This is a genomic window from Comamonas sp. DB36 (genome assembly GCF_057914905.1).
In genome coordinates, this window is sequence record NZ_CP196631.1 from 2,788,996 (window position 1) to 2,809,401 (window position 20,406).

22 protein-coding genes are annotated in these 20,406 nt (G+C 59.0%); 6 read left to right on the plus strand and 16 right to left on the minus strand.

Going from position 1 to position 20,406, the window contains the following annotated elements; all coding sequences use genetic code 11:
- The first annotated feature begins 314 nt into the window (after positions 1-314).
- The 6 genes from ACSVDO_RS12825 (at position 315) to ACSVDO_RS12850 (ending at position 6,543) form a co-directional block, all read left to right on the plus strand.
- Positions 315-740, plus strand: coding sequence for a GtrA family protein (locus ACSVDO_RS12825; RefSeq protein WP_489592548.1), 426 nt, complete (start codon positions 315-317; stop codon positions 738-740).
- Complete coding sequence (locus tag ACSVDO_RS12830; protein ID WP_332538562.1) at positions 740-1,669, plus strand: glycosyltransferase family 2 protein; 930 nt, start codon at positions 740-742, stop codon at positions 1,667-1,669. The genes ACSVDO_RS12825 and ACSVDO_RS12830 overlap by 1 nt, the downstream gene beginning before the upstream one ends.
- An 18-nt stretch (positions 1,670-1,687) precedes the next feature.
- Positions 1,688-3,067 carry a glycan biosynthesis hexose transferase WsfD gene (gene wsfD / locus ACSVDO_RS12835; RefSeq protein ID WP_489592551.1) on the plus strand — a complete coding sequence of 460 codons (1,380 nt, stop codon included), beginning with the start codon at positions 1,688-1,690 and terminating at the stop codon, positions 3,065-3,067.
- Between the two features lie 321 nt (positions 3,068-3,388).
- Entirely contained in the window at positions 3,389-3,592 is a 204-nt protein-coding gene (locus ACSVDO_RS12840; RefSeq protein ID WP_332538560.1) for a hypothetical protein, read from the plus strand.
- A 993-nt stretch (positions 3,593-4,585) separates the two neighbouring features.
- Entirely contained in the window at positions 4,586-5,212 is a 627-nt protein-coding gene (locus ACSVDO_RS12845; protein WP_489592553.1) for a uracil-DNA glycosylase, read from the plus strand.
- A gap of 1,133 nt (positions 5,213-6,345) precedes the next feature.
- On the plus strand, positions 6,346-6,543 hold the full coding sequence (locus ACSVDO_RS12850) for a hypothetical protein (RefSeq protein ID WP_489592555.1): 198 nt from the start codon (positions 6,346-6,348) through the stop codon (positions 6,541-6,543).
- 4 nt (positions 6,544-6,547) lie between these two features.
- Here the strand turns inward: ACSVDO_RS12850 and ACSVDO_RS12855 are convergent, their stop codons facing one another.
- From ACSVDO_RS12855 to ACSVDO_RS12930, 16 genes are all read right to left on the minus strand, one after another.
- On the minus strand, positions 6,548-7,216 hold the full coding sequence (locus ACSVDO_RS12855; RefSeq protein WP_489592557.1) for an SOS response-associated peptidase: 669 nt from the start codon (positions 7,214-7,216) through the stop codon (positions 6,548-6,550).
- Between the two features lie 89 nt (positions 7,217-7,305).
- On the minus strand, positions 7,306-7,704 hold the full coding sequence (locus ACSVDO_RS12860) for a BLUF domain-containing protein (protein ID WP_489592558.1): 399 nt from the start codon (positions 7,702-7,704) through the stop codon (positions 7,306-7,308).
- A 242-nt stretch (positions 7,705-7,946) separates the two neighbouring features.
- A complete protein-coding gene (locus ACSVDO_RS12865; protein WP_489596400.1) occupies positions 7,947-8,276 on the minus strand; it encodes a hypothetical protein in 330 nt (109 codons plus the stop codon).
- A gap of 32 nt (positions 8,277-8,308) precedes the next feature.
- The gene (locus ACSVDO_RS12870) at positions 8,309-8,701 is read right to left on the minus strand and encodes a hypothetical protein (protein WP_489592560.1); all 393 of its coding nucleotides are present in this window, start codon (positions 8,699-8,701) and stop codon (positions 8,309-8,311) included.
- Complete coding sequence (locus tag ACSVDO_RS12875) at positions 8,698-9,123, minus strand: glycoside hydrolase family protein (RefSeq protein WP_489592562.1); 426 nt, start codon at positions 9,121-9,123, stop codon at positions 8,698-8,700. The genes ACSVDO_RS12870 and ACSVDO_RS12875 overlap by 4 nt, the downstream gene beginning before the upstream one ends.
- Entirely contained in the window at positions 9,120-9,419 is a 300-nt protein-coding gene (locus tag ACSVDO_RS12880) for a hypothetical protein (protein ID WP_489592564.1), read from the minus strand. The genes ACSVDO_RS12875 and ACSVDO_RS12880 overlap by 4 nt, the downstream gene beginning before the upstream one ends.
- Positions 9,416-9,814, minus strand: a complete 399-nt coding sequence (locus ACSVDO_RS12885) for a hypothetical protein (protein WP_489592566.1) — start codon at positions 9,812-9,814, stop codon at positions 9,416-9,418. Before ACSVDO_RS12885 ends, ACSVDO_RS12880 begins: the two co-directional genes overlap by 4 nt.
- A 63-nt stretch (positions 9,815-9,877) precedes the next feature.
- The gene (locus tag ACSVDO_RS12890; RefSeq protein WP_489592568.1) at positions 9,878-10,288 is read right to left on the minus strand and encodes a hypothetical protein; all 411 of its coding nucleotides are present in this window, start codon (positions 10,286-10,288) and stop codon (positions 9,878-9,880) included.
- Between the two features lie 2 nt (positions 10,289-10,290).
- Positions 10,291-11,433 (minus strand): glycine-rich domain-containing protein, encoded by a 1,143-nt coding sequence (locus ACSVDO_RS12895; protein WP_489592570.1) that lies wholly within the window; start codon positions 11,431-11,433, stop codon positions 10,291-10,293.
- Positions 11,430-12,365, minus strand: coding sequence for a hypothetical protein (locus ACSVDO_RS12900; protein WP_489592572.1), 936 nt, complete (start codon positions 12,363-12,365; stop codon positions 11,430-11,432). Before ACSVDO_RS12900 ends, ACSVDO_RS12895 begins: the two co-directional genes overlap by 4 nt.
- Positions 12,362-18,016 carry a phage tail length tape measure family protein gene (locus ACSVDO_RS12905; RefSeq protein WP_489592574.1) on the minus strand — a complete coding sequence of 1,885 codons (5,655 nt, stop codon included), beginning with the start codon at positions 18,014-18,016 and terminating at the stop codon, positions 12,362-12,364. Before ACSVDO_RS12905 ends, ACSVDO_RS12900 begins: the two co-directional genes overlap by 4 nt.
- 77 nt (positions 18,017-18,093) lie before the next feature.
- Positions 18,094-18,417, minus strand: a complete 324-nt coding sequence (locus ACSVDO_RS12910) for a hypothetical protein (protein WP_489592576.1) — start codon at positions 18,415-18,417, stop codon at positions 18,094-18,096.
- A gap of 83 nt (positions 18,418-18,500) precedes the next feature.
- The gene (locus ACSVDO_RS12915) at positions 18,501-18,968 is read right to left on the minus strand and encodes a hypothetical protein (protein WP_489592578.1); all 468 of its coding nucleotides are present in this window, start codon (positions 18,966-18,968) and stop codon (positions 18,501-18,503) included.
- A 112-nt stretch (positions 18,969-19,080) separates the two neighbouring features.
- Positions 19,081-19,548 (minus strand): phage tail tube protein, encoded by a 468-nt coding sequence (locus ACSVDO_RS12920; protein ID WP_489592580.1) that lies wholly within the window; start codon positions 19,546-19,548, stop codon positions 19,081-19,083.
- A 63-nt stretch (positions 19,549-19,611) separates the two neighbouring features.
- On the minus strand, positions 19,612-19,950 hold the full coding sequence (gene gp17 / locus ACSVDO_RS12925; protein ID WP_489592582.1) for a tail completion protein gp17: 339 nt from the start codon (positions 19,948-19,950) through the stop codon (positions 19,612-19,614).
- Positions 19,951-20,406, minus strand: coding sequence for an HK97-gp10 family putative phage morphogenesis protein (locus ACSVDO_RS12930; RefSeq protein WP_489592584.1), 456 nt, complete (start codon positions 20,404-20,406; stop codon positions 19,951-19,953).

A 20,406-nucleotide genomic window follows, 5' to 3' on the forward strand; every position in this document is an offset into this window, starting at 1 on the left:
CTGGCCGGCCGCGCGGCATCATCAGGACCGGTTTGCACTCCCCGCATCGCACCTCCACGCAAGGGCTAGGCTGAACCATGACCTGCCACACACATAATCCTTGCCCGAAACTGCGTCCGCATCCCGCCAATTTGGTAGTCTGCAGGCAACTATGACCAGACCATGGCCCAGCCATGATCTACTACCTGCTCTGACGGAGATGCGGAAGATCATCCACGAGCTCCGTATCCTCCTCCCCCGCCGGACCCACCGCGCCTTGAAATTGCAAGGCAATGGGCACCGATGCGGGAATGAACTTGAAGTGAATGGCATTCTTGCAGACCAAGACCGCAGCAAGCCCTACCTCAAGGACGCGCAGGCATTGGTGGCGTAAAAATATGCATGAGAAATATTTGTTTGTTAAGTACCTGATCGTCGGTGTTGCCAATACATTGGTTCATGCCATCGTTTTCTTCCTGGGGATATTATTTCTCAGTCAATCGCTGGCCAATTTACTTGCTTTTTTTGTTGCAGCAACTTTCTCCTTTTTTGTCAACGCAAAATTCACATTCAAAGCAAGTCCTAAAAAATGGAAATATTTTTCGTTTTTGGGATTCATGGGTGGACTTAGTTATTTTGTAGGGTATTTCTGCGACAACCTGCAAATCCTTCCTATTTTCACCTTCATATTGCATTGTTTATTAAGCCTAGGCATAGGATTTTTATTTTCAAAATTTCTTTTTAAAGAACGGGATATGTAATGTTGATTTCACTGGTAGTGCCTGTCTTCAATGAAGAAGATGCTGTTCCAATCTTTCACGATGCCATCAAAAACAACAAGGAACTTGGCGCGTACGATATGGAAATCATCTTCGTCAATGACGGAAGCACAGATAATACTGTGCAGGTGGTGAAAGATATTTTGACATATGAATCAAACATCAAACTGATCAGTTTCTCGCGGAATTTTGGCAAGGAGCCAGCGCTTTTTGCCGGGCTTCAGCATGCCCGGGGCGATGTAGTGATCCCCATAGATGTCGATCTGCAAGATCCCATTGAAGTCATTCCTCGGCTCATCGAAAAGCATCTCGGTGGTGCAGAAGTGGTTCTGGCCAAGAGAGTCGATCGCGTCTCGGATAGCTGGATGAAGCGCAGAACCGCAGAAGCGTTTTACTGGGTACACAATAAAATCTCCAAGCCAAAAATCGAAAGCAATGTTGGCGATTTTCGATTGATGAGCCGGAAAGTGGTGAATGAAATCATCAAACTGGAAGAAACCCAGCTCTTCATGAAAGGAATATTGAGCTGGGTGGGCTTCAAGACGGATATTGTGGAATACGCCAGGGAAAAACGAGTGATAGGCGATACCAAATTCAATGCATGGAAACTATGGAATTTGGCCGTGGAAGGAATCACCTCGTTTTCCACGGTTCCGCTCAAGATATGGACTTACATGGGTTTGATAATTTCATTGCTCTCTTTTCTCTATGCAATAGCCATTGTGATTGACAAGCTGCTTTTTGGAAACGCCGTTTCGGGATACTCTTCCATCATGGTGTCCCTGCTGTTTCTCGGCGGCGTTCAACTGATAGGCATTGGAGTTTTGGGCGAATATGTCGGAAGAATATATATGGAGTCGAAAAAAAGGCCCCGATACATCATTGCCGATGTTTTTCAATCAGAGAACTAACGACATCGCCCGGAACTCATGAAAGAATCATTCTGCAAAATTTTCCTATCCAATAAGAGGTTGTTCTTCATTGGATTTCTTGCCTTCCTGTTTTTTATCGTTTTCAAGACAAGCGGCTATCACTACACAGATACGGGCGATTACCCCCGAGTGATATCCGGAATCCTGAATTATGACATCGGCACCCAAAGAAATAACTTCTCTCGTCTCGAGATAAAGGATCATTTTTCCAATTTTTCCTATGTCAGCTCTTACACATTACTGGTGTATGCAGCCGTCTGGCTCACGAGATTTTTCTCCGAGATATTCAATGTTCAGATTTTTGCGTCCATTCTAAAAATCTCGTACATTGTCTTGCTGTTTAAAATTTATTCTTTTTACTTCAAAGAAAAGAATTTATTGAATCTGGCAATTTTCATCGCAGCCTCAATCCCATTGCTGTCCTCAGCAAATTTTGGGATTTTCTCTTCCTATTATCAAGAGCAATTGGTCTTGATATTTTTGCCGATGATCTTGATAGGGTATTTGAATGGAACACTGAAGGGTTTCTACCTTTCCTTGTTTTCCATATTGGTCATTGCCACGGCCAAGAGCCAATTCTTCTATCTACCGCTATTCGCGTGGTTTTTCTACGCGCTTTTCTGCCGAGAAAATATTCAGAGAAAGACGATTCTCCTGGTACTTGTTCAAATCGTTGCCATATACACCGCTTTCTCATCCTCCGAAGCGGTAAATTTGAATAAATATCACTCGGAATATTTCGGCATCTATCAATACCAGAAAATGAACGGCAAGGAAATAGATAAAAAAGCCGATCTGGAATGTGTAGGAGTTGATGCCTGGGGCCACAAATTTGATATAGATCAAGGAGCAATCAGGGCACTCACCGAAGGCGAATGCCTCAAAAGAAATTCAAATGCTTCACACAAAAGTGTAATCACATATTTTCTTAAAAATCCTGTGAATTTCATTTCACTTCTTTTTGATGAAGGGATCAACAAGCAGGTGCGCGAGAACTATTTTCATGTCTTTTACAGTGAGAAGATTGTCATGGACAAAGACGATATTTTTGCAAAAATAAAAAACACCAAGGATCAGGTTTTCCTTGATAAGAAACCGGTTTTGATACTTTTGATATTTATATTCTCAGCTTTTTTTCACAAGAAAAAATATGCAAGAATGATAATATTCCTGTCTTTGTTTGCTTTGTCGCAATTATATATTTCGTTTTTTGGCGAAGGCTACAGAGACCTCGCAAAGCACTTGTTCGCAATGAATGTCTCGTTTGATTTGATATTGTTTCTGCTGTTCATCGGGCTGTGCTCCGTCGTCAGGGAAAAGTGGTTTTTATCTTCAGGTAAATTTTTTCCAGAGGGACATGCAGCAACGCTACATTGACTGGACGGCCAGTGCCCAGCTGATGCTGAAATGCGTGCGCAGTCATGCGCGCGACGCGGGCAGCACGCCTTGACCCAGGCCAAGCATCCCTGCCCCGCCCCAAACCGTGCATTGCAAGCCCGCTGGCCAGCGCCAGCGGGCTTTTTTCATGGAATAAATTGAACCGAAGCGATCCGCATGACACACAAGAGCCATCTGTTGCAGTTTCCGCATTCCGTCATGGCGAGGATGGCGGTGTAACGAGATGTTGACCTACGAGAGCTTCTCGCTCAAGGAGCAAGAATGGTTCGCACTGGTCACATGCCAGTCATGAAAGCCGTTATGAGCCACAAACCAGCTTCTCCCCGATCGTTGCCGCAACCTGCTCCTTTGGAATGGGCCAAGGCCCAGACCGATACGCGTATTTCCTACCCCGATGGGGTGCCGGACCGCCTGAGCTGGCGAGCGCGCGAAACCTACACCGGCAGCGAGCTCACCTATCGCAGCCGTGAGGTCCGACAGATCATTTCGCTGACCAGCAAATAACGGCCATTTCATCAACCCGCGTGCCTGAGCGGCACGCCCCCAAAACTCGATGCTTCCAGCCATGAAAATCCTGTTTTATCTGCTGCTGTGGGTCTCGTTCATGACGTTCGGCTTCGCGGCGGCCATCGCCACCAAGACTCAGATCCTGCAGCTGATTTGAGTTCAAACGCGCCGAAGTGCGGGCACGACGCACTTTTTGAGGCGCGCTCCCCGCCACAACTGCAGTGCTGAAAACTGACTTCGCATCACCTTTGCAGATGCCTGACCTCGCTTACCAGCCGCCCACCTAATCCGTTTCCGCCCAGCGCACGCAGCCAGCACCCATCAGCCGCCATCTGGTGGCGCCCGAACGGCCTTCGCCATGGCTTGCGCCGTATCAGCAGCGGCTTGCTGCCACCGATGCATAGTCCCGCACCGTCAGAACACCCCGTACCGCCAGGCAACAAACGCCGCAGCCAGGATGCCAATGACGGCAAGAATGGTCATGATTCTGGGCATATGCACTCCATGGGTTGCAGAGATCGTATCAAACGCAATGGCATCAGCGCTGACTCCGCCCAGCGCTTGGCTCAATTCTCCAAGACTCATAGCCACCAACAGCCGGCTTGATCGTTGGCGCGCGCTCTGAAAGTCGCGCTTGGCGACATGGGCTCGCACATCGCCCAACAATCCCTTGCGCTATCCAAAAATACTGTATAAAATCACAGCCTACTGCAAATAACCAGGCATGCACAGTCCGGAACTTGGCAATCAAGCTCAGTTTCAGGATGCTGCGGCTGCGCAGAAAAAACCTGGGCCATCATTGAAGTGGCGGCGTGGATGGACACGCGAACCGTAGAGTGAAGCGACGCACAAACGCGACACGCGGTTTTCCACAGCTGGAATCAAGCCCAGCCCGCTTCAATGATGGTCCAGCCGGCTCGCATTGGGCGCTGCCGCGCTGTTCAGCGAAATCCAGGCTTTTTCTCCCATTCTGTTCATCACAATTGACGCATGGATGAACCCAAATCTCTGCGCTGTCCCGCAGCCCGCGCGCAACGCCTGGCAGCCATAGACGCTTGCCATGTCGCACCGCTCACCGACTTCGTGAGGGCATTGCGAACCCAAATGGGCGCCGAGTATGGCATTCCCTATTTCGATCCCCTTGACGGCGGAACCAGGGCTGACTGCCTTTTCCTTTTGGAGGCACCCGGCGCCAAGGCCGTAGCCTCCGAATTCATTTCTCGCGACAACCCGGACGAAACGGCGAAAAACGTCTTTTTGCTGTCCAAGGAAGCAGGCATAGAACGGCGCAGAACCGTGCTCTGGAACGTCGTACCGTGGTACACAGGCTCTGGCAAAAAAATTCGCCCCGCCAACTCCCGCGATCTAGGCGCTGCCGCGCCGTCGCTCATTGAACTCGCGGCGTTGTTGCCAGCACTACATACGATTGTCTTGCTGGGCAAAAAGGCAGCCACCGCGAGCCGGCCCATAGCCCAGCTGCTGCCTGCAGTACAAGTCTTTTCCGCCCCTCATCCCAGTCCGCTGTTTGTCAATCGCCGCCCGGAGAATCGCGCAATTCTTCTGCAGTGTTTCCAACAGGTGGCAGATCAACTACCGATGTGGTCAGATGGCGCCTGATCTGTTTTTTGCCCCAATACCGCGCGCAGCGGAGCGCTCATGCGTTTCTGCTGTATCTCAGTCATGCGTTCTTATGAATGCCTAAGCCGATCTAGACGATGCTCTACAGGAAACCCAAGCAAGGACGGCCATAAGCCCAAGGCAGCCTTGTGGCCGGCGCGATGAAAGGCGCCGATGTGATTCCGGCGTGAACTTCAGGGCAATGACAAGCATTCTGACGGGCAAAGAAAAACGCCACACAGTGGGGATTCCATTGTGTGGCGTTGTTTGTGGTGGTGAAGCTGGCGGGAATTGAACCCGCGCGCGGCCCAGCATCCATGCGGGTTTGCGGGCATCGGTGTGATTTCGGTGTGATTTAGCCGGTAACTTCTGCGCTACCCCGCATCATCCCAGGCAACCTGGCCTATTCAATTCCGTGCGGCTCAATTGAACCGCCGTCCGCATCTGAACACCCCCGCCTCAAAAATCGTAAGCATTTGCAACACTCTGCCGGATGCATGCAACCACCGCTGCACTTTTCGCTTGACACGGGAATACTGTATGCACGTACAGTATTGGCATGTGGTGCACAGTCTATGTTCTCTATCGCGAAGGCAAGCGACGTCCTGATCACGAGGTCAGAACGAGCCCAATGTACGGATGGCTGCGAATGCGCTCCAAGACCCCCGGGGCACGCGCGCCCTTTCCCCAAGCCTTCATGTTGCATGGCCCGGAAGCTTTCGATGACACCTGTGTCTATCAACTTGACCACTGCTGGCTTCGAGCCATCGATGGAGGCGGAATGCGACTTGTGGGGGTCGAGTCCAAGCATACGATCGCTCCAGGCGCTCATCAGTCATGGTGGGTGCTCCCGGGAAAACCGCAGTGATCCACACCTACCCCACCCTCCTGCGCACCCCGAATCCGCATTACGACTGGCCCCTGGAGCACATACTCCCCGGGCTGCCTGCCGACTACACCGTTTTCGAAGTGTTCCCGGGGCGCTTCACAGTGCGCGACGCGCGCTGCCGGTGCATCTACTATGGGCCGGGCCCGGTAGAGGTTGTGCGGTCGCCTGCACCGTTTTAGCTTCCCGGCTGCGGCGTCGTGACACGAAACTCCAACTGCCCGATCCAGGGTGCTAGGAGTATCCGATGACGAAAAAACCAACCAACCGTTTGGCCGAGAAAGAACGCGAAATCAGCGCTGAGTGGTATGCGCGCCCAATTGAGCAGCGCACCACCAAGCATATTGAAGACTTTGCGGATGACATGCGCCGCGCAGGCCTGTCTTTAAGGAGCGATCCGACTCAACACATTTCAGCGGTACGCACTCTGCTAGGAATATTTTGACGTTTCACGGGGCCATCAAAGGCGCCACATCAAACGTCTCAACGGGCGCAAGACGCAGCAGTTCAGATGCCTCGGCAACGGTGCCCGCAAGCCATTGATCCACGTCTTGGCGCTCGATCGCGATAACGCTGCGCTTATCTTGCTGGTCTGCCGGCAACTTCGGGTCGGGCTTATGCATGCGCCTCATCAAGGGATGGGCGTCGGCATTGATCGTCAGCATTGTGTACGACTCGACAATCTCGCCGGTTTTCGGATCGGCCCAACGGTTCCAAAGTCCGGCCAGCCCCCACAGATCGCCATCAGCCCGGGCAAACCTCCACCATTGATTACGCCCCGACTCCCAATTGGGCTCATCGAATGTGACAGCGGGGATGATGCAGCGCTGTCCCTTTGCCCAGGGCCCCTTGAAGCTGGCCTTGTTGGCAAGTTCTTCGCTGCGCGCATTATTCGTAGCGTATTTCAGACTCCATTCGCCCGCCACCAGACCCCAACGACCTGCAGCACCCTCGCGGCTATAGCCTGGGTCGTCAAACGCGCGCCGGATGAACGGGCCTTGCGCCCGGGGGAATATCTCCACAGGCTGCTCGCGCCACCACCGCGGCTGGTTCGCGCGGCCTATATGCCAAAACCTTTCGATGTCGGCTTCCGTGGGGGAGACGTATCTATTGCACATGGGGCAAGTGCACACCATTTCGCACAATCCTTCAACCCCTTGTCATGGCGCGAGCTGATTCGTGCTTGCCGTGTTGCTCGGCGGAGGATTTAGGCTATGTCCAAGGTCGGCAACAGCTCAGCGAAATGAGTCATTGCCGCTTGACCCCGCAGCGGCGCAAGCACCGCAAGCGGCTCCCCGTCCTCAACGTGCACATAAGCCATCGACCAATTGCGAAAACGTCGCTCGCCTGTGAAAGCTCCTTGGTACTGGAGTGTGAAATCCACGTGCCGCACATCGCGAGCGATGCGCACAATCAGGTCGGTTAAAACTTGCGGCGGGCCTTCAAGGTGCTGCAAAAACCGGTGGCCATCAAAGACAAGAATTCCTGTTATGCCATGGACAGCGTTGAAACTGCGTGCTGTTTTGATGATGTCCGTGATGCAGCTTAGAGGCGCATCAGGTGCAAGCTGACTGTGATACAGCATGCAATGAAGTTTGGCGTTCACGATTAACCTATAGTGGTCGAGGGGCCCGGGAATGCTGCGTCAATCCAAGGAATCTGCCGCCACAGACGCCCGGAGCGCCGTGAGGCGGAGCCAATGCGCCAAGCGCATGAGCCTGCTATCCGGATAGTGCGCAGCGCTTTTAAGGCGCCAACATCTACAGGGTTACACGTGCTCCTATTGTATGTGTGCGCTCGCAGCGCGCGTGGGTCACCATGGCCGCGCTGCAAGGATGGCTCCGGGGATCAGAGCTTGGATTGTGATGGTGTATACGCTGCGCCAAGCCGGCGCTTGCAGTTCTCCAGCGCTGCGACCAACTTCACTTCGTAGCCCTCGCGCCGGTCGATCTCGGCAAGGGACGCGCGCAGCAGATCGAACGGATCCGCGTCTTCGGCCAGAGCCTCGGTCGGCATGCTCGGGCGGTCGGGGGTTGCCTCTCGGCACTCCACTGGCACGGGCACCTTGACGGCCTGGATCTCAACGCGCGGCGCGGCTGCGCAGCCGGCCAAGGCCAGCGCGGCCAGAAGCAGCGAACCTTGCGAGATCCGCGATTTGTCAACCGCCCGATCTTGCATTTTTTGGGGTATGTCAACCAATGGGGCGCGCTTCATGGCTTGGCCCTCCCCTTCAGCCAAGCCGACCCCAGGGCCTGGGCGCTCGCGCATGCATCGCCGGGCACGGCCGGCGCCGTGGATAGCGTGTAGTCGGCACGCTGGTTCAGCGCCTGGGCCTGCTTTGCAGCCGCAGCGCGCGCGGGCTCGGCCTGGGCCTGCCGGTGCGCCGCCGCACTCTCCAACCCCTCCACGCCATCGCTGCAGGCCTGGGCCGCGCCGCGCGCGCCGTCGCGCTCTCGCTCCACGCCAGCTATCGCGGTGCGCGCGGCCGCCGTTGCATCGCGCTGGCCCAGGTAGGCCCAGCCCAGCACGCCATTGGCCGCCAGGCTGATCAGCAGTAGCACTGCCAGGAGCTGCCAGGCGTAGGCTTTGATTTGGCCGATCATTGCCACGCCCCCGACCGCATCTGCACGGACAGGCGCTGCGCGCGCGCCGGCGTCTGCGTGGCCCACTTGCTGTGCAGCATGCCGGCTGCCGCGCCCGCGTAGTCGCCCGACTTCACCATGGCCAGCGTGTTCTTGAAGCCCAGCAGCCCGTCGACACCCATCTGGAATGCCATGTTCAGCATGACGCCGAAGCGCGCCGGATCGAGCTGGGCCATCCACGGCGCGCGGCGCAGCAACTCGGCCTGGCGCTTGTCGATGTCGTTGCTCAGCAGGTAGGCCGATTCCTCGGCCGTGATGCCGCCGCCCTTGCGCTTGTCGATCAAGCGGCCCACGCCGATCGTCAAATAGCCCAGGTGGTCTGTGTAGGCGCTCAGGACCTCGCCCTCATCACGGCGCAGCTGTTTGGTCAGTTCGTTTTTCATGCGTCTTCCTTTCTTCGCATCGGGTGGGTCTGGCCATACCAGCGCACCACATTGATCGCCAGCCCAGCCAGCACGCAGGCGGAAAGCAGCGTGCTGCCGACTGTCGGCCAAGAGCCAAAAAGCGCCGGCTCCATGCCGCTGCCCAAGGCGCCGGCCAGCAGCAGCGAGTACTTGGCGCGCGCCGCACGGAATCGCCGGCAGATCTCGGAGTTGAGCCGGCAGATGCAGGCCCAGGCGATGCCGGCACAAATGATCAGGTTCAGCACGGCCAGCAGTTGATGGGCTTGCCACGTCATGTCGGACCTCCATCGCCGCCAGCACGGCGCTCCAGAATTCGGCCGGCGTGCTGCAGAAGCCAGCGGCCCAGGCTGGGCCAGTCGTCGCCCACGCCGCCAACTACCAGCGCGATCGGCGCCAACAACCAGGCGTGGTCATCACCGCCCAGCCACCGGCCCGCAAGCTGGGCCAGGCTCACCGTCACGACGACGGCTGTAGCGTTGAGCCGCAGGAAGTACCACGCGGCCGACAGGCGCGCCGCAGGGTCGCGCCTGCCCAGCGCCCAGCCCGCGCCGACCGTGCAGCTGATGAGGATCACCGCGTAGGGACCGATGACGCCGGCCAGCGCCGGGCCGAACAGCACGCCGGCCAGGGCGATGGCCACCGAAACCGGGTCGAGTTGATTTGTGCCCATGTCAGAGCCTTTCAGCAGGCGTAAAAAAACCCGCCGAAGCGGGTGCGGGTGGAGCGGCGCCGGTCAAAGCGTGACCGCCATGCGGAACAGGTCATCGAGCTGCTCGGGCGTGCCGCCAAGCTGCGCCCACATCTGCTGTACGAATGGGTTGTCGCGCTCCCAGATGCCTGCCTCGTACTCAATCTGCGCATCGCGCCGATCGAGGGGATCGGTGATGGCTGCGATTGCCGCCTCCACATCGTCAAGGTGCCCGTGGACCAGCAATGCTCGCTGGCCCTGGCGGCGGGTGCAGGAATGCGGCACTGGATCGGGCTGCGGCTCGGTCGCGGGCGGCGGACTGAATGCAGTGCCGTCATGCAGCCATCCGATGCTCACGCCGGCAGTCGCCAGCACCCAGTTTGATTCCAGCGCCTTCGTGGCAAGCGCCATATTTGCGACGACGCCGCCTTCAATGATTGCGTATGTTTTTGCCATGCTTACCACCATGTGAGTCGTGCTTGGCCGCGAGCGCCAGAGCCAGATGTGCACGAAGATCCAGCTGCGGCCTGCAACCGGATGCCCCCTCCGCCGCCAGAAGGGATGGCTCCAGGGTTTCCGGTTTGGCCAGTGACTGTGACATCCTTACCTGCACCTCCATTGCCAACGGTCAGCGAAACCCCTGCAACTCTCCACGCAGCGAAATTGCCGTCTGTTCCGCCGCCACCGCCGCCGCCACCCATGGACGAATCACCACCAGGGCCGCCCATGAACCGAGCATTTGGATCAGAGGCTGGAGGCACGGCTCCCTCCCCTCCCCCAGCGCCGCCGTTTGCGCCGCCGGCAGAGTTCGATGGAGCTGCAGAGGGATACTGTGCAGAAGCAGCCAACCCGCCATAGGCGACTAGACCTGCGAAGCTGGAATTCCCCCCGTTGTTTCCCCTGACCCTGACGCCCGCCCCAGATGTAGCAGTCGCAGACACTGCGATTCCGCCAGCGCCAATGGTCAATGTTGTGTTTGTCGCCAGATCGGCAACGCGGATGACCCGAGATGCGTATGAGCCGCCTTCACCGCCAGCCGCACTGGTCGTGCCGGACGTTCCCGCAGAAGCTCCGCCAGATGCGCTGCCACCCCAAAGCTCAACAAGCACATAGGTGGCCGTGCCAAAAAGGGACTTGTGAATGGTCTGCGACGCTGTGTATTCCTGCGAGCCGCGAGCATTGACCACATCCCCCCATTCGACGCCAGTCTCATCGGGCTTCACCACCAGCGCCTTGCCAGCCTTGCCCACCAGCGACGGCAGGCCAGCCGCCGCGCCGGCAGCAGCAGCAGCAGCCCAGGAGCTCGCCGCGCCGGCCTCGGATCGGTTCGCCTCAATGTGGCTGCGGTTTGCCTCGTTGAAGGCTTCGAGCGCTGACGTAGCCGCCTGCTCCTCGGACTCGCCGGCCGCCAACGCCGCTTCATAAGCGGCCACTGCGTTTGTGTACGCGGTCAAGGCAATCTCACGATCGCGCACCGACTGCGCGCGCGTCGAGTCACCCCAGGCCACCACTTTCGGGTTGAACGTTCCTGCGGTGCGATCTGCGTTCGTCGGGAACTCCGTCGAATGGATGCCCGCAGGAACCGGAACGATGTCGGTCATATGTAGCCCTTGCCTGTAATTTGAAGTTTTGCTGTGCGCCAGGTGTCAGCCGTGACGTTCCCGGAGATCAGGCCGAACGTGTTGAGGTACTCGTAGCGCGGCAGGCCGCTCAGGACGATGGCCACAGGCTTCGCCAAGACCTGCGTCAGAACGTCCGCCGCCTTGTTGGCCTGCTCCGCGTCAATGACGACGCTGCAATTGATGTTGGTCGCGGAAGCGCGCGGCACGATCGAGGTCGAGCCGTCTTCCTCGGTCTTGATGTAGCTGTAGGTCTTGATTTCGGCTGATGCGCCGTACTCGACGCCGCCGAACTCGCCCGTACCAAGCAGCGTTTCCCAGAAGCCGCAAACCACCATGCCAACGCCGCAGACCCCGCTGCCGGCAGCCGTGATCCGGATGGTCAACTCGGCATCGGTGCCCATTGCGAGATCGGCGGCCAGACGCTTGGTGATCTGGCGCAGCGGCATGTAGAGGTACTCGAACAAGCCGAAAGGCTGCTCGAACATGTCGCCGATCCACTGGTAAATGATCGTGCCGCCCGGGGTGTTGCGCAGCGTAATCTCCAGCTGCTCGCCGACCAAGCCATAGAGCGCCAAGCCGTTGAAGAACCCTGGCTTGATCACCAGCTTCAACTCGCCCGCGCCTACGCTCCTGGTGCTGAGCTTGTCGTCAAACGCCGCCATGCGATTCGAAGGCCCGGTTTCGCGCCATTTGGTCGAGTCGGTGCCAGGTTTCACGCCAGTGCTCGAAGCCACCGCCGTCCACAATTTCCCTCCGTCGTTGATCTTGGTTTCCACGCCCGTGTAGGCCGTGGCGATGCTCCATGCCACCTCGCCGCGCGCAGAATCGACAACGGGCACCGAAGTGCCCGTTGTGATCATTGCTGCCGTGATTTGGTTTGGCAGGAGCAGCATTGCGCTGCCCTGTGTCATGCCATAGCCTCCGCGATCGCCTTTGCAAGCGCCTCGATATTCATGATTTCGGTCGCATTGGCATTGCCGTCCGCAGAAACGCGGTCCGTGATGTCAAGCAGCTTCTCGGTGGCGTCTGCCATGCGCCCCATCTGGGCCTCCAGTCGCTCCACCTTCAACTCCAGATCCTTGTTGGATTGCTGGACTGGCGCGGCCACCATCGGCATGCGGAACGACCGGTTCTCGGCCGCCGTCAGCACGCGCTCACCCATGTGCAGCTCTGCCCTGTACCCATCAAAGGGCACATAGCTCAAGCCGCCCGCGTGCGAGCCGTCCATGCGCACCGAATCAAGCACCGCGCCGGCCAGGCCAGTAATAGCGGGGATCAACGATGCGCCGATGGCGCCGGACAGCTCAGCGGGAAGGCCTTTCAGCACCTCCACCGTAAAACCGCCTTGGTCGATCAGCTTCTGTGCCAGCGTTGCCTCGGTCTCGAAGGCCGTGGCCGACTCCACCAGCAGGTCATCAATCAGCTTCTGCGTTGCCGCGCTGACCTTGAACTGCTCTGCGGAGCTGGCCGCAACCGATTCGGCTGCAGCGATCTGGCGTTCGTACTGGCTGACCTGGCTTGTGGCCGAGGCTTCCTGTATCGCCGCCGTAGCTGCCAGCTCTGCCGCGATGCGACCGCTGAGCACGCTGTAGTCCTGCTGGCTGACCGCCATCTGCTGCGCAAGCGTCAGATAGTTGCCCGTAACGCCCTGCAGGTCCTGCATCGCACCTGTGTCGCCGGCGCGCGCCTTTGCCAGCAGGTCGCGGCGCTCGCTATCGAGGGCCGCCAGGCGCTCAGCCTCGCCCAGCCCGGAAGCCTCGCTGAAGCCCAGAGACTTGGCATAGCTGCCCAGACCCTGCGCTGCGCTCAGCAGCTGCTTTGCCGCGTTGACCTGCTCGCGCGCCGCATTGGCCCGCGCCGTCGCCGCTGCTGCCTCTGCCTGGCGCGCTGCCTGCTGACCATTCCACAGCCCCTGCTCAAGGTTGATGATCTGCTGCAGCGCCGCCACGCGGCCGTCAGTGGTTGTCGCATTGGCATAGCTGCCCTGCACGACACCCAGCTGCTGCGACAGGCCCGACGTGTTGCCGGTGTACTGCGCGGCCAGGCCCGCCATCGTGCCGAAGTTCGACCAGGCGCCGGACATGGACTGAGCGGCAGTCTGCGCGGCCACTTCGGCGGCGGATTTCGCCGCCGCCTCCATGTCCTCGAACATCTGCTGACCGTAGTCGGCTGTCGAGGCGAAGTCCCCGGACATCGCCAGCAGCTTGGCCGCCAATTCAGTCTGGCCCGATGCCATCGCTTCTTCGACCGTGCTGCGGAACAGCTCTTTCGCGGCATCGCCCTCTGCAGGGTCGATATACAGCCCCATCTCAGCCAGGGCGGCCATCTGCTGCGCGCGCTGGCTCAGCGCCCGCTCGCCCTCGCTGTAGAAGCCTTGGTTGAAGGCGCCCACATTGCTGACCAACGGATCCATGCCGCCAGAGGCCTCCACCAGACCCGACTGCACCTCGCCCGAAAGGCCGGAGAACATCGCTAGGACCTTGCCCAGGCCCGTCCACGATGTCGCCGCGGCCGCCGCTTCTTGGGCCGCATCCTTGGCCGCTGTCGCAGTCGCGTCCAGAAGGGTTTGACCGTAATCAGCGGTCTCCGCGAACGATGCCGACATGGCAAGCAGCTTCCCAGCCAATGCCACCTGCCCTGAAGCCATGGCCTCTTCGACCGTCAGCCGGAACATCTCCTTTGCTGCATCGCCCTGGAAGGGGTCGATGTACAAGCCCATGTCGCCCAGAGCGCCCATCTGCAACTCGCGTTGCGTTTGCGCGCGATCGCCCTCGCTGTAGAAGCTCTGGTAAAACGCCCCTGCGTTGGTGCCGAGTGCTTCGATGCCACCGGACGCGGCCAGCAATTGCGTCTGCAGCTCTCCGGAGAGGTCCGCAAACATGCCCATGGTCTTGCCCAGGCCCTCGAACACCGTTTTCACGGTGGCGATCTGCTGCAGCGCCGTGTTCAGCGTGTCGATGTCGGTTGCAGTCTTCAAGATCTGGCGGCCCCAACCCGCAATATCCATCTTCTCGATCTCGCCTTTGACGGACTGGAAGATTTCACTCTGGTACTGCTTGAAGCCCTCCTCGCCGTCAGCAAAAGTCTTTGGTGCCCACTTGCTGGAACGCGAGTCTTCCCAGTTCACCAGAACATTGCCCAGGGCGTCTGCGATCTTGAGCGAACCCCAAGAGCCGTCCTTGCTCGAGTCGTCAGCAAAGGCCGTGGCCACGCTGTAACCCGCAGTCTTGCCGAAGGAGACTGCAAAGGCGTCGAGCGTCTGGCCCAGGCCCTGCGCAATGCCGCTGATGCCGGCCTGCATCGCTTCGCTGTACTCGTCGCGATGGCCCATGCCGAAAGTGGCCTGGTTGTAGATACCCGCGCCCGACTGCACGCCTGTCGCTTTGCTGTAGACCGCGCCTGCACCGCTGTGCGGGGTGCCGGAATCGTCAAAGCCCTTGATGACGCTCAACAGCGCGACCGCCCCGGCTATCCATGGCGCCGCCGCCATAAAGCCCGACATCAACGAGCCAGCTGAAGCAGCCGCGCCCGATGCGGCAGCGCTCAGCGTGCCCGCTTCCAGCGCAACCGCCGTGCCTGCCTCCATGGCCAGGTTGGCGGCAACCGCAGCTTGCGAGGCCGAGGTCGCTACACCCGCCCACATGCCATTCGCAGCTGCGAGGGTTCCGATTGCATCGCCGCCCATCAGGCCGACAGCATTTGCCCCAAGCAAGCTTGCGGAAGATGCGCCAACTGAAGCGCCGTAGATCGCCTGATAACCGGCGCCGATCGCGCCCGCATTGTTCAGCACCTTAGAGCCGACGTTGCCACCAGCCAGCACCGACTGCACGGCGGAGCCCTGCTGCCCCATGCCCAGCGCGCCCATGACCGAGTTCACCCCGTACTGAACCACTGGCTGCAAGATCAGCGTGGCAAACAGGCGCTTGAGGTACTGGGCTGCGTCCTTGCCGCCGCCCATGATGTAGTCGCTGAGGGTGTCGCCTATGAGTTGAGAAGTCTTGGCCCATTCGTCCACGTGCACCTTGCTCTCGGCGGTGGCGAGCTTTTTCGCGGCCACTAAACGCTCGCGAGCTCGCAGCTCCTCCTTCTGGGACTCAGTCGCGTCGAGCTTGTTGTCGATCGCTTCGATCCTGCGCTTGAGTTCCAGCTCGGCGTCGTACTGCGCCAGCGCAACAGCTCGAGCCTGATTACTCATACCGATGAGGCCGGCCTCAAGCTGCAAGCGTTCGTGGTCCTCCTGCGCCGCTTTCTCGTAGGCATCCATTGCCAGGCGCGCGGACTCCAGCGCCTTGCTGCGCTTCAGGTAGTCCTCGGTGAGCTCCGTCTCTATGTCCAGCTGCTGCTGGTACATCGCAACGTTTTGCCTGGCCTTTTCCTGGGCCTGCTCTTGCTGCTTCCACTCCTCTATGCGTTTGCGCAAATCCTTCTCATGCGCCTCCGACAGCTTGATCTTGCCCTCCTTCAAGTCGGAATTCAGCTTGATCTCCGCCTTCTGCGCTTCGTTCAGCTTCCCCGAGAACTCGAGCTCCTGCTTGTTGACATCGATCTTGGCCTGGATCGATGCAGCCAGCTCCGCATATGTGGACTGCTCCTTTTTGGAGCCATCATCACGCGTCTTGCTGAGCGTCTTGATCTTCTCGGTGACACCATTGATGCTTGCCTGAACCTCGGCCGCTTCACTGGAGTCGCCCCGCCCCTCATCCCTCAAGCGCTTTTGCTGGGCTTGCAGGCGACTCAGCGTCTCGCCCAACTCTTTGGCGGCATCACTTTTGGCTCGAAGGCCAGCGGTATCTTTAAGGAGCTGCGCCAGAGCTACGTCGGCATCCGACTTCACTCCGGCAGTGGGCGGAGAACCCCAACTGCCATTCACTCCCCCTGTGTTCTCACCCCAACTGCCTGTGACGCCGCCGGTGGAAACTGGCTTGCTTGCAGCCGCAGCGCCAGTGGCCGCCAGCGAATCTGCGGCCATGGAGGCGAGCTTCAGCGCAGGATGAAGGTTGGCGAGCCATTTCAGGGATGCAGGGATCTCAATGTTGCTCAGCGCAGTGATCAAATCTCCGGTTTTGATGATCAGCCCGGCAAGGGCGCTATTGGCGAAATTGAGCACACCCTTGTCGTCCAGGCGGCTCATGGCATCAGACCACGCATCGCCAAAATTCTTGGTTGCCTCCTGCAGTGGCGTGAGCTTCTTTTCGGCCAGGTCTTTGACGCGGTTGCCGAGCGCGTCTAAGACGACTTCTTGTGCCCCTGCCTTATCGCCGGCTTCCACCATGGCCTCAACGGCAAGCAACTGGGAAACAGTGAGGAAGTTGAAGGCCTCATCCAAAGCCTGGGCGCCTTTAACCGGGTCTTCCATCGCCTTGGCAAGCTCCTTGGCAGCTCCCGCGGCGTCCTGCCCCGTGGCGGCCGCGAAGTCTGCCGACAGCAATGCGATCTTCTGCAGGGCCTCACCGCCCAAAGTTCGCACCTGGACCAGGTCCGCAATGATGGCCGATGCCATGCTTTTGCTGACGCCGGGAAGATCCGCCATGTCCTTCTTGAGCTGCTTGATGGCCTCACTGTTCAAGTAGCCCGCGCGGCCCGTTGCCTCCAACTGCGCCATCAGCGCCATGTTGGTGCGCAGCTTGTCTTCCGTGTAATACATAGCAGCGCCAAGCGCTACCACCGCGGCTGCAGCTACGGTGTACGGGTTCACCAGACTCACCAGCGTCGCTGCAAGCGCTTTGCCTGCCGGGCCAAAACCGCCGAACATATCGCGCAACTGGAAGCCCTGCTGCATGAATACCGTCATGATGGGCATGCCACCCTGAAGGCTCACAACAATGTCGCTGATCTGGGCGGGAACGCCGCGCATTGCGGCGCTCATGGCCCGGGCCGACATTCCGGCGCCGGACATTCCGGTTTCTGCCTCTCGCAACTTGGCAATGAAGGGCGCAGCCTGCGAGGCGACCCCCATCTGTGCAGCCTGCAGCTCGAGCAGATCCGCTCGCGTCTTGCCTATGGCGGCTGCCTGCGCCTTCAGCGAATTCACGAACTCGGCTTCTGCTGCAATCTTCTTCTCTGCAGCCTCCACCTTTTCAAGCTCTACAGCCCACCAACTGGTGTACTGCGCAGCTTTCATCAACTCAGCTGCCTGCTGATGCTTTTTTGCGAAAGCGTTGTGCGCAGCGAATTCCTCTTCGGCTGCTTTCGCCACGGACAGCTGGCTCTCAAGCTGACGTAGGCGCTCCAGCATTGGGTCAAACTTGGACGCATCGAACCCACGGATGTCGGCCTTGATCTGGAAAGCATCGCCCACGCTCTTGGCTTGACGCACCGCGATTTCCATCTGCTCGACCGTCTTCCGCAGGGCAACGCCCATGGCGGACTCGCTCCGCGTGAACTTGGTGGCGGCCGCTTCACTGGATTTCCCCATGCCATCCAAAGCGGTCGACGCCTTGGCGCCCGCCTTGGACGCGGTCTCTCCCATCGCAGAAACCTTATCATTCACGCGATCGATGCCTGCCTCGGCCTCCCGCGTATCGGCGCCTACTTTGATGCGCGCATCCAAGTCGTTGGACATAAACTCTCCAGCCAATAAAAAACCCCCGCGGCATGGCCGAAGGGGTTCAAAAATCACTCTGTTGCGACAAGCGAAAATCAGTCGCGGAGCACACTCTTGATGCGCGCCGCGAGCTTCTTGGCGTCGCCTCTCTCGGCTCGGATGATTTCCGGCGACGGACACCCTTCTGCCTTCGACTTTTCAAGCTGCGCCAGATAGATGCTCGAGAGGCGTCGCAGCAGCTGCAGCTCATGAGGCCGGAGGGGGCTGGCGGTGGCTGCGTGCCAGGCGCTGATTTCCTGCCAGGACAGCGCCGACAGACCCATGCCAGCACAAGAAACCGGGCCGGCTTCCATAAGCGCCTCAATCAGGTGATAGCCGTCCTCCAGCTCGGGCAGCGGCAGCTCCGCGTCTTCACCCATACGCTCGGCCCTGCTGGGGAGCGGCGCCTGGTCCTTGGCGCGCTTGGGCGGATCGATCGGAGCCTGGAGCCAGGCCAGTTGCTTTACGTAGTCTCGGAGCTGGATTCCGAGGTCGTGCCAAAGTTTCCCAGGCTTTCCGACTCCTCCACGATCTGCGCAGTCCAGTGCGGGTTACGCTTGAGGGCCGCGCGCAGTTGGTCGGCGCTGAAGGGCTGGCGAACGCCCTTCCAGTCAGCAACCCGCACCACGGCGCCTTCAATGTTCTGAGCTTCGAGCTCGTCCACAGTCTTGCTCTTCGGCGCCTTACCCCGGCGCTGAGCAGCGCGCTGCTCGTTGAGGAACTTCTCGGCTGTGCTGGAATTCCAGGCGACCACCTCGGGCGCGAAGGCTCCGCGAACGATCAGGGTGATGCCAGTGGGGGTGCCATCAGGATTGCGCAACGTGGCTGCGTGGCCTGCAGCGCAAGCGCCCACCATGTCAAACGCGGTGATATCCACCAGGACTTCGTCGGCGACGGTCTTGGCTTGGGTGTTGGTTGTGGCTTTGGTCATGTGGATCTTTCAGCGGGGGAAAAGAAATGCCCGCGCCCGACCGCCCGCCTCCGCTGAGAGACGAAGCAGTCGGGCCGGTGCTGGAGAGGCCTAAAGGCCGAATGGTTGCGGCTTAGGGGGTGACGACTTCAACGATGCCGACGCCATCCTTCGACGTGGTCAGTGACAGCTGAACCGTGGCCGAGCGAATGCTGTCGACGCCGGCCGTCGCCTTCTGGAACGAAAGCACCAGGGCTTGGAAGTAGTCCACGTCACCGCCCTGGTACTCGACCTTGAAGCTGAAACTGGCATCAGACGCCAGTGCGTCCTTGACGATCAGCTGGCCAGCGTCGGAGCTATCCAGCGCCAGCTGCAGCGTCTTAGTGCCCTCGTTGAAGGAGCCCTTGAACTTCTGCGTGCCGCGGGTGTCAATGGGCCCATGGGTCACCTCGTTATAGGTGCGCCCGTGCGATCCACCATCGGTGATCTCGCCGACCTTGGCCCAGGAGGCAACTGCTTCGTAGCCGGCCTCGTCGTAAGTGGCGGGCTTGGCCGCCGAAATGCTGATTCGCGTACCCGCGACTGTTTCCACACCAGACATGGCGTTTCCTTTCGGACGTAAAAAAACCCGCTATTGCGGGCTGGGGTTGAAGAACACGTTTTGTTAGGACCAGATCGACCAGTCCTGCATTTGCCCGAACAAGCCGGCGTCCCGGTCACTGATCATTCGCCTTGCCCCAGAGGGGGAGGCTTGTAGCGAAGCAGAGGCGCGCAGGGCGGAATCCACTTGGTCGAGCAAACCGCCAGCACTTGCCGGCGTCTGATCCCATACCGTGAACTGCACCAGCGCATTTCTCCGGATTCGCTTCTTGTCTAGCGCGGTCAGCTCTCGCCCGCCAACGGCATGCCAGACGATGTAGGGCGCTTTTGCGCCCTCTGGAGCCACCGACGGATAGGTCTTTTCACAGACTTGGCGCAACAAGGCGACCAGTTGAATTTCCATTTAAAGCACCTCCTTCATGTCCTGCTTAAGGCGGTCCAGCATTGCCGTCTTTGCACGGTCGTCAGCCTGCCCTCGAGCGGAGCGAACAAAGGGATGGGGATCTGCATGGAGGGTCCCAAACTCAACCATGTGCCCATATGGCGCCTTCAGGTGATTCCAGCTGATCCGGTAGTGGGCGTAACCATCACCAGAAAGCTCTGGAACAAACACCTGATAAATCGCGTCCCGCAGGGCGCCGGGATCAAAGTAGTACCGAACGCCACTCTTTCGCGAGTTCCGCCCATAGAAATAGTGCGGATGCAAGGAGACGGGCACATTGACCTTGACCTGCTCATAAAACACCTGAGCGCCCGCCTGCGCTGCCGGACGCGCAGCAGAACTGACAGCGCGAGCAATTCGGTCAAGACGGACGTGCAAACCTCGCCCATCAAAACGCACATTGAAACTGTCCGCCAT